Genomic DNA, 15,123 nt, shown 5'->3' with positions numbered 1-15,123 from the left:
AGGTTCCTCATAACAGGCACCAGTAACAACCAACTTTAATTAAGAGACTAATTTTTCAGCAATCCGAAGAAGTCTAATAGGTTACCTAATTAGACTTCTTCTCCGTTTTTTGTTTAGTCCTTTTACTCGATAATAAATTTTGGAAGGAAGAGTAATGTATGAATGTATCTGTCTTAGGCTGCGGTAGGTGGGGAACTTTTTTAGCTTGGTATGCTAATCGAGTTGACCATAATGTCATGCTATGGGGAAGAGAAAACTCTAGAAATTTTAATGGCTTAAATCTGACAAGAAAAAATGACTATTTAAGCCTACCAGATGGAATTGAGTTAACGAGCTCTTTAGAAGGTGCATTATCCTTTGCCGAAGTCATTATTATCTCAATTAGTGCCCAGGAGCTAAGAACATTTGCAAACCGCTTAAGTCAATATGATGAAATACATGGTAAAACTTTTATCCTCTGTATGAAGGGCATAGAATCTACTACTGGAAAAAGGCTAACACAAGTCTTTCGTGAAGAGGTTGGGAAAAATAGCAATGTAGCTGTTTGGGTAGGACCTGGCCATGTACAGGATTTTATAAGAAATATACCAAATTGTATGGTTATTGGTTCGGAGAATATTGAAGTAACAAAACAGATTGCTAAAGCATTTAACAGCGAGTTAATCCGATTTTATTACGGCCAAGATTTAATTGGTAATGAAATTGGAGCTGCAACAAAAAATGTGATGGGAATAGCTGCAGGAATGCTAGATGGATTGAAATATAGTAGTTTAAAAGGCTCATTGATGGCTAGAGGTACTAGGGAAATTTCTCGTTTAATAAGAGCCATGGGGGGAAATGATTTAACAATTTACGGTTTAAGTCATTTAGGAGACTATGAGGCGACACTCTTTTCAGCGCATAGTCATAATCGAAAGTTTGGACAGGCATTTGTTGAAGGTAAACCGTTCGATAAATTAGCGGAAGGGGTTTCTACAATTAAGGCTTTAAAGGAACTTTCTGAACAGTATAATGTTGAGCTACCGATTTGTAACGCATTGTTTGAAATTCTGTATGAACATAAAAATGCGAAAGACACTTTAGAGGAGCTAATTTTAAGACCAATAAAATTCGAATTCTAAAAAATGAAATTTCATTTCGGTTTTTTTAGAAAAAAATAACATAACCATTGTTTTATATAAGTTAAATCTAATATTCCTTTTAAAATACGAACATTATTGTTTATTTTATAAAAAAAGTTCATGTTTTGTATTGAAAATATATTTCAAGTTTGATATATTAGCAGTGTAATCATTCATAAACATTACTCGTATATGCTCAGTAATATGGTCTGAGCGTTTCTACCTGGTTCCCAATGAAAGAACTAGACTACGGGTTAAAGTATACTTGGTTTTATTTTTTGTAACCAATCATGATGGGTAGCATTAAATTTTATTTATTGCTGATCTATACTTTAACTTTCGTGGTCTAGAAGGTAGAGATTGTTCTACTTTTTAGACCATTTTTTTTGACTAAAACATCGAGTGTGATCACCATCAAGGGGGAAAAGACATTGTTAAAAAAATACGGTGTATTAGGAATCATTTCTACACTATTAATCTCTGTATCTGTAGGTTATAACTTTAAATCGAACACTGCAGAAGCAAAAACTAAACATCTTAAACCAATTATTATTGAAGGACCGATGCCAATTGAGGCTGAAAAGTTTGCAAGTCAGCTAAAAAATGTAAAAATTGAAAAATCAGGTAGTTTTGTATTTTACAAAGGTACTTTAGATAATTATCCAGTTATTGTAGCAAAAACAGGTAAAGGTATGGAAAACACTGCTGCTGCTACAGCGATTGCAATTGAAAAATATAAACCAATCGCAATTATTAACCAAGGAACATCTGGTGGTCATGACCCAAATTTAAATGTTTTTGATATCGTATTAGGTAAAAATACAACGAATATTGGTTCTTTAAAAACAGAAACGAAAGACGAAAATCAAGGAATTGATGCTACTCAATGGAAACCAATGGACTTAATGGCTTCAGAAGGTAGTGCAGGTGAAGATCCAAATGCTGAAAAACCACGTTTTTATGAAGGAAATAAAGATTTATTAGCAGCTGCAAATGCAGTGAAAAATAAATATACGAAAGGTAAGGTTGTAGAAGGTACAATCGGATCTGCAGACGTTTGGAACAATGAAGTTGATCGCATTAAATGGTTCCATACTAAATACGGAACTTCAGTAGAAGAAATGGAAGGCGCAGCTGCAGCTCAAATCTCTCAAGCATATAATGTAGCTTTCTTAGGAATTCGCGTATTATCAAACAATAAAACAAATGGCGGTAAATATGATCCAACTACAGCTGATGCTTGTCAGGGGTATGTAATGGAAGTAGTTAAGAAATATATTTCTACAAATCCAAGTAAATAATTATTTAGAAAAAGAGATATTTTAAAATATCTCTTTTTCTTTTTTTATGCTCTTTTCATAGATTTTTTTATCCTTAAATGCTACTTTCTCTCTTCTTTTTTACCGAATTATTTTAACCACCATAATTCAACTGGATTTAATTCATACTGATTATTTTCGCGATACATATATTGACACATAATGAGCTCTCGTCTCAATGTAGCGTAATCTTCATGAAATTCCTTTAAATATTCATTAATTTCTTTTTCTTGATAAACTCTACCAAATTCTAGGCCTTTAATCATATGCGCTAAAGCGACAAGCTTTTTCTTTCGCTGAGCAGGATATATTTTAAGTTTGCCTTCCTTAGTAAAGAAATTATTGATAATGCTTGAACGTTCACTTTCAGTAACTGACATTTCCATATTGGCATCTCCTCCTGTTCCTACTGTAAAAATTGCTTTGGCATTCATTTCTAAAATTTTAGTATTTAGAGAGAAATAGATTGTATTTTTATCTCGGCGCTCTTTAATCAGACCAACTTCTCTAAGCTTTGACATATGATGGGTAATTGTTGGTGGCTTAAGACTTAATTTATTGGCAATTTCTTGCCCACTTAAATGACCTTGCTGAAGTAAAGCAATAATGCGTACACGAGTAAGATCACCTAAAGCTTTATGGAAATCTACAATTTTACTTAATTGCACTTAATATACACCTACTTTTATAATTGTCTAATTAGATAATAGTCTAATTAGTTTCGTATTTCAATAAGTAGTTTTATTCGACTTTAAATTTAGTTATTTTTTACTAAAATGTATACTTAAATTAGATACGAAATTTAGTTGGGAAACTATCTTATATGAACTATGAGTATTACCAAATAATACTCATAAAGTTTTTAAAACCAGTCAATTTTGTTTGCTTTAGGAATTCCAATTTTTCTCATTTATATAGGGAGAAAGTATTAGAGTTGCATATTGGCATAATCGGAAATAACTGCTATGCTAATTGAGTGAAAAATTTAAAAAGGGGGAATTTTCATGCAAATAATGAATGTATCTAGTACAAGTTTAAAACGAAGGGGATTCAATAGATAAAGAGAGGTTGTAAGAGCATGGGGATACTTAATTTTCACAAAAATATAAAAATTCGATTACTTGAATCGTTCTTAAGTTCGTCAATTGGAAGTATGATTTTTCCTTTTATGGCGATTTATTTATCTAAGCATTTTGGGGTAAAACAAGCAGGATTACTTTTGCTTGTAAATGTATTTATAGGAATTATTATGAACTTTTTTGGGGGATATTTTTCGGATCAGTTTGGCCGAAAAAAAACGATGGTGTTTGCAGAAACTATTCGGTTACTTGCATTTATTACGATGATGCTTTGTAATTCACCTTGGTTTTCATCACCTCTTATTACATTCTTTATGATGACTTTGAATAGTATTTGTTGGGGACTAGCAGGGCCAGCTAACCAGGCAATGTTAATAGATGTGAGTAAGCCAGAAGAACGAAAGCTTATGTACTCAATCATGTACTGGTCGAACAATTTATCAATTGCGATTGGTGGTATGCTTGGAGGATTTTTATTTAAATCACATTTATTTGAATTATTATTAGCACTATCAGTTGCGTCACTTGTTACATGGGTCTTAATTACGTTCTTTGTTGAAGAAAGCTTAGTTACTGAAAAGACGGAAACAAAGACGATTGCTCATCACGCTCAAAAAATGATTTCAAATTATCGTGACGTTTTTCAAGATAAGCTCTTTATTCTTTATGTACTGGCAGGTTTGCTAGTGCTTTCAATGGAATTTCAATTAACAAATTATATAAGTATACGATTAGCGAATAATTTCCACACACAACATTTATTTAATTGGACATTTGGTGGAATCGAGATGAATGGTTTTCTGCGTACAGAAAATACGATATTAGTAGTCGTAATGGCTCTTTTCGCTTCTAAAATAGTAGGGAAATTGGATGATCGAAAAACGTTAATTTGGAGTTGTATTGCATTTGTTGGCGGATATGCAGTGATTTCATATAGTAACTCTATTTGGCTATTATTTATAGCAATGTTCATCGCAACAGTTGCGGAAGTATTAAGAGTACCAGTTCAACAAAACTATATGGCTAACTTACCAGCTGATGAAACAAGGAGTTCCTATATGGCGGTTGCAGGTTTAACATTTAATTTAGCGATGTTTATTTGCTCGATAACTGTTTCACTAAGTGCATACTTATCAAATTTCGCGACATCGTTCTTTTTAACAAGTTTAGGTGTAATCGGTATTCTAATATTTGTTCGAATTACCCCTGCATTAGAAAGAAGAATTAAAGGTGAAATAGTGCAGGAACAGGCAAATACAGCTGGAATAAATTCTTAATTTACAGAGAGTTGCTTTATGCGGCTCTCTTTTTTTTGTATAGAAGGTGAATAGGTAAATCCTTCAGTTTAAGGTTATTTTTTCCATATTAGGACAATTTAATGGTAAAGGTGGTGTTTCGATGAACCGAGGTTTAATCATTGTTTTAATCAGTACTTTTACATTTTTTACTTGTTCATCCGTAAGTGCGCGACAAGCGGAACGAGTAGTGATGAATGGGATCCCAAGTGATGTGTGGCAGGAAAATATCTATTTAATCGCTGACCGAATAGATGGGAAAGAATACCGAAATTTTGACGTTCAAATTGGAAATGAAGGATTTTTATATCACTTTCCAACATGGAAAAGTGGGAAGTATGGAACGAAAATGTTTAGTGAAGATTTAAATAAAGATAAACAAAATGAAGTTATTATCGTATTGGATAATTTCAATGATCCGATTCATTTATTGCAAATTAGTACTAACGAAGACCAAAGTGAAGAATATAAGGAAGTGCCAATTGAATCAGTGCCTGAAGCCGTTAAACGTCTTGTAGAAATGGAGAAAAAAGGGGATATAGTAACCATAACAACTAAACAAAAAACTTATAAAGTTAATTTGAAATCGTTAGGGTTTAAAGATACGTCTTCTGACGATAGTGTATATACCCACGTACCAGTAGACTATATTGTTGAGAAGAAAAAACTAGTTGCCGATGCTGTCGTAATGATTTCAAATGATGGCGGAGGAGCGATTGGAAATTTGAAGCTTTTTTATGTTTGGAACGGAAAGAAATATGAGGTTCAGACGATTTCTTTTGAGAAGTATAATCGGAAAAGATAATATGAGCACCTTTGACGGGTGCTTTTTTGCTGTGAAATCGCAAATAAAAATGTGAAAACGCAAATAAAAAACGGGTATCGCAAATAAAAATGTGAAAACGCAAATAAAAAACGGGTATCGTAAATAAAAATGTGAAAACGCAAATAAAAAACGGGTATCGCAAATAAAAATGTGAAAACGCAAATAAAAAACGGGTATCGCAAATAAAAATGTGAAAACGCAAATAAAAAACGGGTATCGCAAATAAAAATGTGAAAACGCAATTAAAAAACGGGTATCGCAAATAAAAATGTGAAAACGCAATTAAAAACTGAGAATCACTAATAAAATTGGCAAAATTGCAATTAAAATCCAGAAACAGACTTATAAATAGCTATATTAATATATTTGATGAGGAAATTGCTAAGTTATCTGTCTTTAAGGGATAAATCAGTATCAATTGAAGGACTTTTCGTCATGTTGAAGGTATATATATTTTTAAAAGAGTGGTGAGAGGTGGAAGATTTGATTATAAGGAAAGCTACAATGTCAGATGCAAAAGGAATCGCTAAGGTTCACGTTGATAGTTGGAAAACTACTTATCGAAATATAATTCCTAACGAGTTTTTAGAGAAGTTATCATATGAACAAAGAGAAAAATTGTGGAATCATAATCTTTCAAAAGAGGGGGATTATATAGTTGTTGCTGAAAATGATGACGGGGAAATTATAGGTTTTGCGGATTGTGGAAAAAGAGAGAGGAATCAAGTCAATCAGTCTGGTGACTTAACATCTATTTATCTTCTTGAGGAATATCAAGGTAAAGGAGTAGGAAAGCAATTAATGAAATTATTATTCCTTCAGTTTCAAAAGTGGGGGTATAATCGGGTTTTCGTTGAAGTTTTAGAAGAAAATAAAACGCGCTTTTTCTATGAATACTATGGTGCTGAGCTATTGAAAACTGATAAAATTACATTTTCGGGTACTGAACTAAATTTACTAATTTATGAGTGGGAAAATGTAAACGAGGTTTTATCTAAATTGTAGGATGGTATTGTAATTACAACGACAAAAAAACTACCAACATTTAATTATGAAATGTTGGTAGTTTTTATTGTATTATCCTGCATATTGTTTTAATAGTCATGATGATCAATTTTTTAGATGCGATAAATTGAAAGCCTTATTACAGTTTTTTAATCATGTTATACCATTTTACTCCACCATGTGTTGAGCTAGAAATACCGAAATTGATGAAGCCATGGTTTTCGTAAAATTGAATTAATTTTTCTTTACATGTAAGAGTTATTGAATCACGCTTATTTTCTTTTGAAACTTTTTCGATATGAGAAAGCAATTTTGATGCGATCCCTTTATTTTGGTTTTGTGGAGCAACTGCTATGCCTAATATACTTTGATGGCCACCAGTAGGAGGATTTTGTTTAATTTCGCTAAATAAATCATCTGTAATGAAAGTCTCATTGATAACCGGACCGTTTACTAAACCAACTAATTTACCATCTTCCTCAGCTACAAAAAAACTATCAGGAATTAATTTAATGCGTTTTTCGAATGCCTGTTTTGTTGCTGCCTCTTCTTTTGAAAAACAAAGATGCTCAATGTTTACCAGTTCAGTTAAATCTTCCAATCTTACATTTCGTATGTTTAGCATGATTAGATCCCCTCCATTTTTCTTAATTATATTATATTAATTTCATAGCTTTCAAACTATTTAAACTAGCATTTTTGGATAGTGGTTGAACAAAATGAAATAAAAAGATGTTGACAGAATTATGAAATAACCCCTATAATACAAAACATATTAAAAAAAGAATCAAGCTACTAATATTAGATTAATATAGTTTTAAGCAATGAAGGGAATTTAAGTAGTACTTATCTCAATGTAATAGAGAGCTGATGGTTGGTGGAAATCAGTACAAAGATAAGGATGAATTTCGGTCCTGGAGCTATTTTTTTCGAAGTAAAGTTTTATCTTTACTGAGGGAAAAACGGTCAAATTTGATCGTTATCAAATTTTTAAGAGGCAGAATACTTCTGCAACTAGGGTGGTACCGCGAATAATTCGTCCCTACTGATACAAGTCAGTAGGGACTTTTTTATTAGTTTAAAATTGAATAGAGAAAATGCAATGAAGGGAATACAGTAATGTTTGTTTCACTGTTTAAGAGAGCTGGTGGATGGTGTGAATCAGTACAAAAACAAGCATGAATTACAATCCTAGAGCATCTTTTTCGAAGTAAAGGTCGACATTTACTTTGAAAAAGACGGTCATCGATCGTTAAATAAAACAAGTGGCAGATTTAATTCTGCAATTAGGGTGGTACCACGGTGAAAATCGTCCCTGTCGTTAGTGGCAGGGGCGATTTTTTTTTATAAAATTACAAGTTAGAAAGAGGAGATAGAAAATGGAGTTACAAAAAAATTTACTACCAAGACATATCCGTTTCATGGCACTCGGTGGAGCAATTGGTACTGGTATTTTTAAAGGAACATCAGAAACTGTATCGATTGCAGGACCTGCAGTAATTTTTTCATATTTGTTTGCTGGATTATTACTACTTGTTGTAATGAGTGCGATAGCAGAAATGGCTATTGCGTTTCCAGGTTTGAATATGAAAGGATTTATTCGTAAAGCATTTGGTACAAGAGTTTCTTTCGTAATTGGTTGGTTGTACTGTTTTATGTGGTTAGTTGTTTGTGTTATTGAAGTCATCGCAGCTGGTAGCTTTCTACAATATTGGTTTCCTTCAATGTCGTTATGGTCTTTAAGTTTTATTAGTGCAATTTTTATTGTCGCTGTTAATTTTATGAATGTGAAACGATATGGTGAAATAGAATTTTGGTTTGCAGGAATTAAAATTACAATGATTGTTTTATTTATTGCGTTAGGCGCTGGAATTTTATTTGGAATTATTCCAAGTGATCATAGCGGTTATGTACAAAATTATGTTCAGCATAAGGGATTTTTCCCACACGGTTGGTCAGGAGTATTTTCTGCTTTATTAATCGTCATCTTTTCTTATGGTGGTTCAGAGCTAATTGGATTGACTTTAACAGAAACAAAGGACGCAGAAAAAGTAATACCAAAAGTTATAAAAGGAGTAATTTGGAGAATTGTTTTATTCTACACGCTTCCAATTCTGATTATTTGCGGATTAATTCCATGGAATGAAATTGGCAATCAGGAAAGTCCATTTGTTCAAGTTTTATCAACAGTAGGTTTTCAAGGTTCAGCTCATATTATGAACTTTGTTCTAATTACGGCGGTTTTATCAGCTGCAAATTCAGGGATTTATGGTTGTACACGTATGATGTATTCATTAGCAACTGAAGGTGAAGCTCCAAAAGCTTTTGCAAAAATTTCTAAAAATGGTGTACCAGTTTATACGGTTATTGTAAGTGCAATTATTTTAATTGGGGGCACTTTTGTAGCTTATTTTTCTCCAGATCGCGTATTCGGATATTTAATGGCGATTCCGGGATTTACAGTATCATTAGTATGGATCAGCATTTGTTTAGCACAATTAAAGCTTCGTAAAACTTATACTAAGATGCCACACTTTAAAGTATGGGGATTTCCATATATAACATCATTTACAGTAATTGCTTTAGGTGTAAGTTGTGTAGCATTTGCATTCAGTGAACAGAACAGGTTAAGTATTTTTGTATGTTTAGGAATGTTAATTGTATTAATTTTATGTTCATTTATAAATGGTAAAAAACAAGCTTAATAAACACACAAAAAAGGGCACCTTATTTGGTGCCCAAATTGATTACAGTATATTAATTATTGTTAGCCAATGCTATAAGCTGTTCATTTACATTTTCATTTACAACTCCGCCATGGTAACAAATGATTGTTTCAATATCATATTTTGTTAATTTTTTAATGGACAATAGAGCCGTTTCCATATCAGGTGTAGCATTTGGATTTGGACCCATAATTACACCATCAGCTGCAACAACAGCATCACCTGCAATTAATGTCTTGCTTTTTTGATGATATAAACAAATGTGACCAGGAGTATGTCCAGGTGTAAAGATCACAGTGATTCCACCAGCATATGGTAAAACTTCTTCTTCAGATAAAGTTGTATTAACTTTAGCATTTAGTGGTGTATCATAGATTGCTTTTATTTTTTTTCCTATTTCTTCAGGGACAGTTTCGATCATTTTTGCAATTCGTTCTGGATTTACTTTAATTAAAGCTTTATCACCTTCAATATATGGCTTGTCTTCTTTATGTGATAGCGCTTCAAGTTCTTGATCAGCAGTTTTTAAAAGCTCAGCAAGGCTCCCAATATGATCAATGTCTTGATGTGTAAGAATAATTTTAGACAGCTTGTTAAACTCCAATCCCGCTTTTTCTATCGCTTCACGAATTTCCCCAGTTTGCCCTGGCATTCCTGTATCTACTAAGATTACTTCTTGTTCATCCCAAAGTAATGTTGGATGAATAATATTTAACTGTCCAGTAAAGTTCATTTCTAATTCAATTGTTTCAATACCTTTTGCTATCTTCATTTAGATGGTAAAAGCATTTATTGCCTTTACCACACCTCCCTTTGTCTTATGTGAGCACTAAACTAGACATCTAAAGAAAGTTGCCTAGTTTAGTGTTCACATTTTTTGTTGCTACAAACTTATTCTACTTTTTGAGTTTTTGAAACAGAAGAAATAAAGTCATCAATCATAACGTCAAAGCTGTCATCTACATTTACAGGATGTTGGAAATATCCAAGGAAATTCATCGAGACAAATCCGTGTAAAATGCTTCTTAATGCTCGGCCTTGATGAATTAATAAAGTAGGGTCCGTAATATAAAACTTTAGTATTTGATGAATAATTCCAGTTGTTTCCCTAGCAAGTCGTTTAACATCATCATTTTCCGTACTCGGGATATTCATAAAAAGTCCATAACCAGTTCGATTATCAAATGCAAAATCACGGTATACATAAGCAATTTCTCTAATCGCTTGTTCACCACTTTTACCGACTAATCGTTGCATTAAAGTAGAATTTAATTTATTTAAAAGTGAAATCGTCATTTTCAATTTTAAATCGTCCATATTCGCAAAATGGTTATATAAAGATGGATATTTAATATCCAGCTTCTCTGCAATTTTTGGAAAAGTAACTTGATTAAGTCCGATTTCATTAGCCAATGAAAAAGCCACTTCAATAATTTTTTCTTTTGTTAAATTTCTTTTTTGAACCATTTTTTTGCTCCCGTCTCATGTTTAGATAAATTGTTTTTATAGAATAAGCTGATTTCCACTGCCAATCAACTTATGTCCTTAAAGATACAATACCTAAATACAACGTATTTTTAAAGAGAGACTATATTACTGAAAATAGTTTAACACTTCTGATGATAATTAGTAAACTATATAATATAATTTACAAACTATAAAATATAGTTTAGTGTTATGTGTATATTAAAACTTATTGTTATTTTTTATTTGTCTCATTTTCGAGACTTTTTATATTGATTTTATTTTTATCAAAAAGGAGGGGGAAATGATGTTATTGTGGAAAAGGAATTTAATTGTTTGTTGGTTTGGAATGTTTATAACAAGTATTGGGATGAGCCAACTTGGTCCAGTATTACCCCTATATATTGATAAACTTGGTGTTCATAATTCTGCATTAATTAGTCAATTTTCAGGGATTGCTTTTGGGGTAACTTTTATTATTTCAGCTATTTTTTCTCCTATTTGGGGTTTGGCAGCGGATAAGTTTGGACGAAAACCAATGCTGCTAAGAGCAAGCCTTGGTATGTCAATTATTATTTTTTGTATGGGTTTCGCACATAATGTCTATATTTTAATTGGTTTAAGACTTTTACAAGGTGTCATTACCGGTTACGGTACAGCTTGTACAACTTTAATCGCAACGCAAACAGATAAAGAGCATGCGGGATCGGCATTAGGTACACTTTCAACTGCAAGTATAGCAGGTTCATTACTTGGTCCGATGGTTGGAGGTTATATTGGAGAGACTGTAGGTTTACAAAATGTGTTTTTTTTAACAGGTGGACTCATGATGGTTGCGTTTATTACAACTGCATTATTTGTAAAAGAATCATTTACTCGCCAAGATAAAAAAGTGCTTAAGTTTAAGGAGATATGGAGTATTATTCCGGATAAAAGCTTAATGATCACAATGTTCATTACTTTTTTTGTTTTAACAATAGCGCTTTATTCGATTGAACCAGTTATTACTGTTTACATTTCTCAGCTATCAGCTCATTCTACACATGTTGCATTGTTAGCGGGTATGGCATTTTCAGCATCAGGATTGGCAAGCATTATTGCTGCTCCGAGATTAGGTAAAATTTCAGACCGAATTGGTCCACATAAAGTTATATTCGTTGCACTGATTGTTTCAGGTCTGATGGTTATTCCACAAGCATTTGTAAAAAACGCTTGGGAATTGATGGGACTCCGATTTATTTTAGGTTTAGCAACAGCGGGCTTAACCCCGTCTATTAATACATTAGTTAAGCGAATTACACCAGATGCCATTACCGGTCGAGTATTTGGATTTAATATGTCAGCTGGATATTTAGGCGTATTTGTCGGTTCCATTTTAGGTGGGCAAATTGGAGCATATTTAGGTGTGAAATACGTATTTTTTGTTACAAGTGCATTATTGCTACTTAATGCTATTTTGGTTTATGTTAAAGTTAATAAGAAATTGAATGTAAAAGAAGATTTTAAATTATCGATGTAAAAAGCTATTATTTTTGGGAGCTACTTAATGTGGCTCCCTTTAATAATAATACCCTGCATTATTTAGCAAGAAATGTCGGGTTGGCTAATTTCGTTCCTGTTATTCTATTGATGAAGGAGGTTATAAAATGGATTTGTTAAAAAATATGAATGATGCACTAATATATATTGAAGAAAATCTGACAAGTGAGATCGACTATAAAGAGCTTTCTAGACGGGCTTTTTGTTCTGAGTATCATTTTAAAAGAATGTTTTCGTTTCTTGCAGGAATTTCTCTTTCAGAGTATATACGTCGCCGCCGTCTTACCGTTGCAGCATTTGAACTGAAAGATCATAACAAGAAAATAATTGATATTGCATTAAAATACGGATACAATTCTCCGGATTCTTTTACGAGAGCCTTTCAAAACTTGCATGGAATTACTCCGTCAGAAGCTAGAAATAACGGCAATTCGCTAAAAGCATTTCCACGAATGACCTTCCAATTATCAATTAAAGGGGGAACTGAAATGAACTATCGTATTGAAGAAAAAGAAGCATTTCGAATTGTAGGGATAAAAAAGAGAGTTCCGATTATTTTTAATGGAGTTAATCCGGAAATTGCATCGATGTGGAAAACTTTAACAATGGAAAAAATAACGAAACTAAAAGAACTCTCCAATGTTGAACCGAATGGCATAATAAGTGCATCAACAAATTTTTCTGAAGGTAGAATGGAAGAAAAAGGAGAGCTTGATCATTATATTGGTGTTGCCACTACAAAAGACTGTCCAAATGAATTCATTCAACTTGAAGTTTCTGCGTCTACATGGGCAGTTTTCGAAGCGATTGGAAAATTTCCAGATGCATTGCAAGAAGTGTGGGGACGAATTTATTCAGAATGGTTTCCATCTTCTGATTACCATCAAGTAGAAGGTCCCGAAATATTGTGGAATGAACAGAAAGACATTACATCACCAACTTTTAAGAGCGAAATATGGATACCAGTCTCTAAAAAATAAAAAAGAAAGAGACATATGCTCTTTCAGGTTTCTGAATGATTGTTATTTAAGTGATCCAGTTTATCTGAAATATTTTTAAGAATTTGATTTTTCTCTTGTTGAATTTTTAGGAATTTTAATAGAAACCAAACCATAAAAACAAAAGGTGCTAAGTAAAACAAAATCGGTAGGATTGAAAATAGAGGAAGAAGCACGTTATCCATATTGATTTCACTCCTTTTGGAAAATTATACCATAATATTTAAATTAAAACCTTCTTATTTTCGAAGGTTTTTTTATTTATAAATTATTCAGTTAGTTTCTATTAAAAGGAAAATAGCGTTATTTAGAGAATGTACTATTAATTAAGAAATGCTATAAGTCGAATATAAAAGTAGGAGAAATAAAAATGAAAATAGTAAAACAATGGGTACAAGAGGATAGTGATTATATTAGAAAGAAATTAATTGAATTTAATACTAAAAACCTTCCTGATGAGAGGAAAGCACCGTCGGAAAATATAAGCTTTGTCGTTCGAAATGATCAAGAGGAAATAGTAGGTGGAATTACAGGAAGGATGTATTGGCACCATTTATCTATCGACTTCTTATGGGTGTCAGAGGAATATAGACATGAAGGTTTTGGTAGTCAGCTAATCAATCAAATGGAAGAATTTGCAATCGAAAATGGATGTCGCCTTATTAAAGTAGATTCTTTTAGTTTTCAAGCTCCAAAATTTTATAAAAAGCATGGTTTTAAAGTGTTTGGAATAATTGAGAATCATCCAAAAGGGTATAATCAATATTATTTTGAAAAAAGATTATAAGAGACAATCTAAATTTTTAACGGCATGAAGTTGCTTTTGCAGCTTATTTTTTTTCGCTTATAAACTTAAATGGTATGATTAATTAAAAGTTTGATGTGACAGGAGGAATCGTTAATGAGCGAACTTAATTTATTGTTTCGAAAAAGAATCGGATTACGTAATAATGAAGTGATTAACTTTAATAATTTAAATGACATTCTTGAAAAAACAGCTAAAAATATACCTTTTGAAAATCTTTGTATTATAGGAAATAAAACGAATGAGATCAACCGAGAAAATTTAATTAGTAAATTATTAGTAAAAAACGAAGGTGGTCTCTGCTATGAATTGAATTCATTACTGTATTTATTTCTTCTTGAAAATGGGTTTAACGTGAGGTTAGTTAGAGGGGTTGTTTATGACAATATAGCTCAAAAATATCCGACTTTTGGAAGAACACATGTGACAATCCTATTAACACAAAATAAAGAATCATATTTAATTGATACGGGATTTGGAGCCAATCTTCCTTTAAAAGCAGTTCCCTTTTCCGGTGAGATGATTACTTCTAGTAATGGAGATTTTCGAATTAAAAAAGAAGGCACAGAATTCGGGGATTATGTATTGATGTTAAAACTAAAACATAAAGATCCCGTTTGGAGAATTGGATATGCATTTGATTCATGCGATGTCATTTCGGATGTGTCCGAATTTAATGAGATTCAAACAATTATTGCTGAGCACGAGGAATCCCCATTTAATAAAAACCCTTTAATGACTCAACTGACAAATGAGGGGAATAAAACTTTAACGAATACTTCTTTTACACAATGGATTAACGGTGTAGTAACGAAAGAGGATATTGATGAAATGAGATATAAGGAATTGGCAAAGCAACATTTTGGACTCTAATAAAAAATAGATTTACTATACAAAAGTAAACTTATTAACAATTATTTGTAAAAATTGTTAATAAGTTTCTTCT

At 32.2% G+C, this 15,123-nt stretch carries 14 protein-coding genes, 1 pseudogene, 1 riboswitch and 2 other annotated features; of the genes and pseudogenes, 10 read left to right on the top strand and 5 right to left on the bottom strand.

Going from position 1 to position 15,123, the window contains the following annotated elements; translation table 11 throughout:
* Positions 1-158: 158 nt before the first annotated feature.
* On the top strand, positions 159-1,121 hold the full coding sequence (locus tag BED47_RS17360; RefSeq protein ID WP_069034676.1) for an NAD(P)H-dependent glycerol-3-phosphate dehydrogenase: 963 nt from the start codon (positions 159-161) through the stop codon (positions 1,119-1,121).
* A 166-nt stretch (positions 1,122-1,287) separates the two neighbouring features.
* Positions 1,288-1,391: riboswitch (purine riboswitch) on the top strand.
* Between the two features lie 272 nt (positions 1,392-1,663).
* Positions 1,664-2,422: pseudogene (locus tag BED47_RS17355) on the top strand (5'-methylthioadenosine/S-adenosylhomocysteine nucleosidase); the annotation flags it as partial.
* Positions 2,423-2,529: 107 nt separating this feature from the next.
* On the opposite strand, the gene BED47_RS17350 reads toward BED47_RS17355, so the two are convergent.
* Entirely contained in the window at positions 2,530-3,108 is a 579-nt protein-coding gene (locus BED47_RS17350; RefSeq protein ID WP_069034675.1) for a metalloregulator ArsR/SmtB family transcription factor, read from the bottom strand.
* Between the two features lie 410 nt (positions 3,109-3,518).
* Between BED47_RS17350 and BED47_RS17345 the strand changes: the two genes are divergently transcribed.
* From BED47_RS17345 to BED47_RS17335, 3 genes are all read left to right on the top strand, one after another.
* Positions 3,519-4,796 carry an MDR family MFS transporter gene (locus BED47_RS17345; protein ID WP_069034674.1) on the top strand — a complete coding sequence of 426 codons (1,278 nt, stop codon included), beginning with the start codon at positions 3,519-3,521 and terminating at the stop codon, positions 4,794-4,796.
* A 121-nt stretch (positions 4,797-4,917) separates the two neighbouring features.
* Positions 4,918-5,619, top strand: a complete 702-nt coding sequence (locus BED47_RS17340) for a hypothetical protein (protein WP_069034673.1) — start codon at positions 4,918-4,920, stop codon at positions 5,617-5,619.
* A gap of 504 nt (positions 5,620-6,123) precedes the next feature.
* On the top strand, positions 6,124-6,645 hold the full coding sequence (locus tag BED47_RS17335; RefSeq protein WP_069034672.1) for a GNAT family N-acetyltransferase: 522 nt from the start codon (positions 6,124-6,126) through the stop codon (positions 6,643-6,645).
* A 139-nt stretch (positions 6,646-6,784) separates the two neighbouring features.
* On the opposite strand, the gene BED47_RS17330 is transcribed toward BED47_RS17335, so the two are convergent.
* On the bottom strand, positions 6,785-7,270 hold the full coding sequence (locus BED47_RS17330; protein WP_069034671.1) for a GNAT family N-acetyltransferase: 486 nt from the start codon (positions 7,268-7,270) through the stop codon (positions 6,785-6,787).
* A 190-nt stretch (positions 7,271-7,460) separates the two neighbouring features.
* Positions 7,461-7,692, top strand: a binding site (T-box leader).
* A 46-nt stretch (positions 7,693-7,738) separates the two neighbouring features.
* Positions 7,739-7,965 (top strand) — a binding site (T-box leader).
* Between the two features lie 59 nt (positions 7,966-8,024).
* Between BED47_RS17330 and BED47_RS17325 the strand changes: the two genes are divergently transcribed.
* Complete coding sequence (locus tag BED47_RS17325; RefSeq protein WP_069034670.1) at positions 8,025-9,350, top strand: amino acid permease; 1,326 nt, start codon at positions 8,025-8,027, stop codon at positions 9,348-9,350.
* 52 nt (positions 9,351-9,402) lie between these two features.
* Here the strand turns inward: BED47_RS17325 and BED47_RS17320 are convergent, their stop codons facing one another.
* Positions 9,403-10,143, bottom strand: coding sequence for an MBL fold metallo-hydrolase (locus tag BED47_RS17320; protein WP_069034669.1), 741 nt, complete (start codon positions 10,141-10,143; stop codon positions 9,403-9,405).
* A gap of 119 nt (positions 10,144-10,262) precedes the next feature.
* Complete coding sequence (locus BED47_RS17315; RefSeq protein ID WP_069034668.1) at positions 10,263-10,838, bottom strand: TetR/AcrR family transcriptional regulator; 576 nt, start codon at positions 10,836-10,838, stop codon at positions 10,263-10,265.
* A 301-nt stretch (positions 10,839-11,139) separates the two neighbouring features.
* Between BED47_RS17315 and BED47_RS17310 the strand changes: the two genes are divergently transcribed.
* Positions 11,140-12,354, top strand: a complete 1,215-nt coding sequence (locus BED47_RS17310) for a multidrug efflux MFS transporter (RefSeq protein ID WP_439097794.1) — start codon at positions 11,140-11,142, stop codon at positions 12,352-12,354.
* 127 nt (positions 12,355-12,481) lie between these two features.
* A complete protein-coding gene (locus BED47_RS17305) occupies positions 12,482-13,354 on the top strand; it encodes an AraC family transcriptional regulator (protein WP_069034666.1) in 873 nt (290 codons plus the stop codon).
* A gap of 23 nt (positions 13,355-13,377) precedes the next feature.
* On the opposite strand, the gene BED47_RS17300 is transcribed toward BED47_RS17305, so the two are convergent.
* Positions 13,378-13,557 carry a hypothetical protein gene (locus BED47_RS17300; RefSeq protein WP_069034665.1) on the bottom strand — a complete coding sequence of 60 codons (180 nt, stop codon included), beginning with the start codon at positions 13,555-13,557 and terminating at the stop codon, positions 13,378-13,380.
* A gap of 185 nt (positions 13,558-13,742) precedes the next feature.
* Between BED47_RS17300 and BED47_RS17295 the strand changes: the two genes are divergently transcribed.
* Together BED47_RS17295 and BED47_RS17290 are read left to right on the top strand one after the other, a co-directional pair.
* Positions 13,743-14,159: a GNAT family N-acetyltransferase gene (locus BED47_RS17295; RefSeq protein WP_069034664.1), complete on the top strand. Its 417-nt coding sequence runs from the start codon at positions 13,743-13,745 to the stop codon at positions 14,157-14,159.
* Between the two features lie 114 nt (positions 14,160-14,273).
* Positions 14,274-15,050: an arylamine N-acetyltransferase family protein gene (locus tag BED47_RS17290; protein WP_069034663.1), complete on the top strand. Its 777-nt coding sequence runs from the start codon at positions 14,274-14,276 to the stop codon at positions 15,048-15,050.
* Positions 15,051-15,123 lie beyond the last annotated feature (73 nt).

The organism is Gottfriedia luciferensis (assembly GCF_001712755.1).
GTDB lineage: Bacteria > Bacillota > Bacilli > Bacillales > Bacillaceae_G > Gottfriedia > Gottfriedia luciferensis_B.
The sequence above is the reverse complement of the archived record's forward strand: the minus strand, read 5'-3'. Positions and strand labels throughout refer to the sequence as shown.

Coding starts and splice junctions, on each gene's coding strand:
- BED47_RS17360 (WP_069034676.1), top strand. CDS start 159: ATGAATGTATCTGTCTTAGGCTGCGGTAGGTGGGGAACTTTTTTAGCT.
- BED47_RS17345 (WP_069034674.1), top strand. CDS start 3,519: ATGGGGATACTTAATTTTCACAAAAATATAAAAATTCGATTACTTGAA.
- BED47_RS17340 (WP_069034673.1), top strand. CDS start 4,918: ATGAACCGAGGTTTAATCATTGTTTTAATCAGTACTTTTACATTTTTT.
- BED47_RS17330 (WP_069034671.1), bottom strand. CDS start 7,270: ATGCTAAACATACGAAATGTAAGATTGGAAGATTTAACTGAACTGGTA.
- BED47_RS17325 (WP_069034670.1), top strand. CDS start 8,025: ATGGAGTTACAAAAAAATTTACTACCAAGACATATCCGTTTCATGGCA.
- BED47_RS17320 (WP_069034669.1), bottom strand. CDS start 10,143: ATGAAGATAGCAAAAGGTATTGAAACAATTGAATTAGAAATGAACTTT.
- BED47_RS17315 (WP_069034668.1), bottom strand. CDS start 10,838: ATGGTTCAAAAAAGAAATTTAACAAAAGAAAAAATTATTGAAGTGGCT.
- BED47_RS17310 (WP_439097794.1), top strand. CDS start 11,140: ATGATGTTATTGTGGAAAAGGAATTTAATTGTTTGTTGGTTTGGAATG.
- BED47_RS17305 (WP_069034666.1), top strand. CDS start 12,482: ATGGATTTGTTAAAAAATATGAATGATGCACTAATATATATTGAAGAA.
- BED47_RS17300 (WP_069034665.1), bottom strand. CDS start 13,557: ATGGATAACGTGCTTCTTCCTCTATTTTCAATCCTACCGATTTTGTTT.
- BED47_RS17295 (WP_069034664.1), top strand. CDS start 13,743: ATGAAAATAGTAAAACAATGGGTACAAGAGGATAGTGATTATATTAGA.
- BED47_RS17290 (WP_069034663.1), top strand. CDS start 14,274: ATGAGCGAACTTAATTTATTGTTTCGAAAAAGAATCGGATTACGTAAT.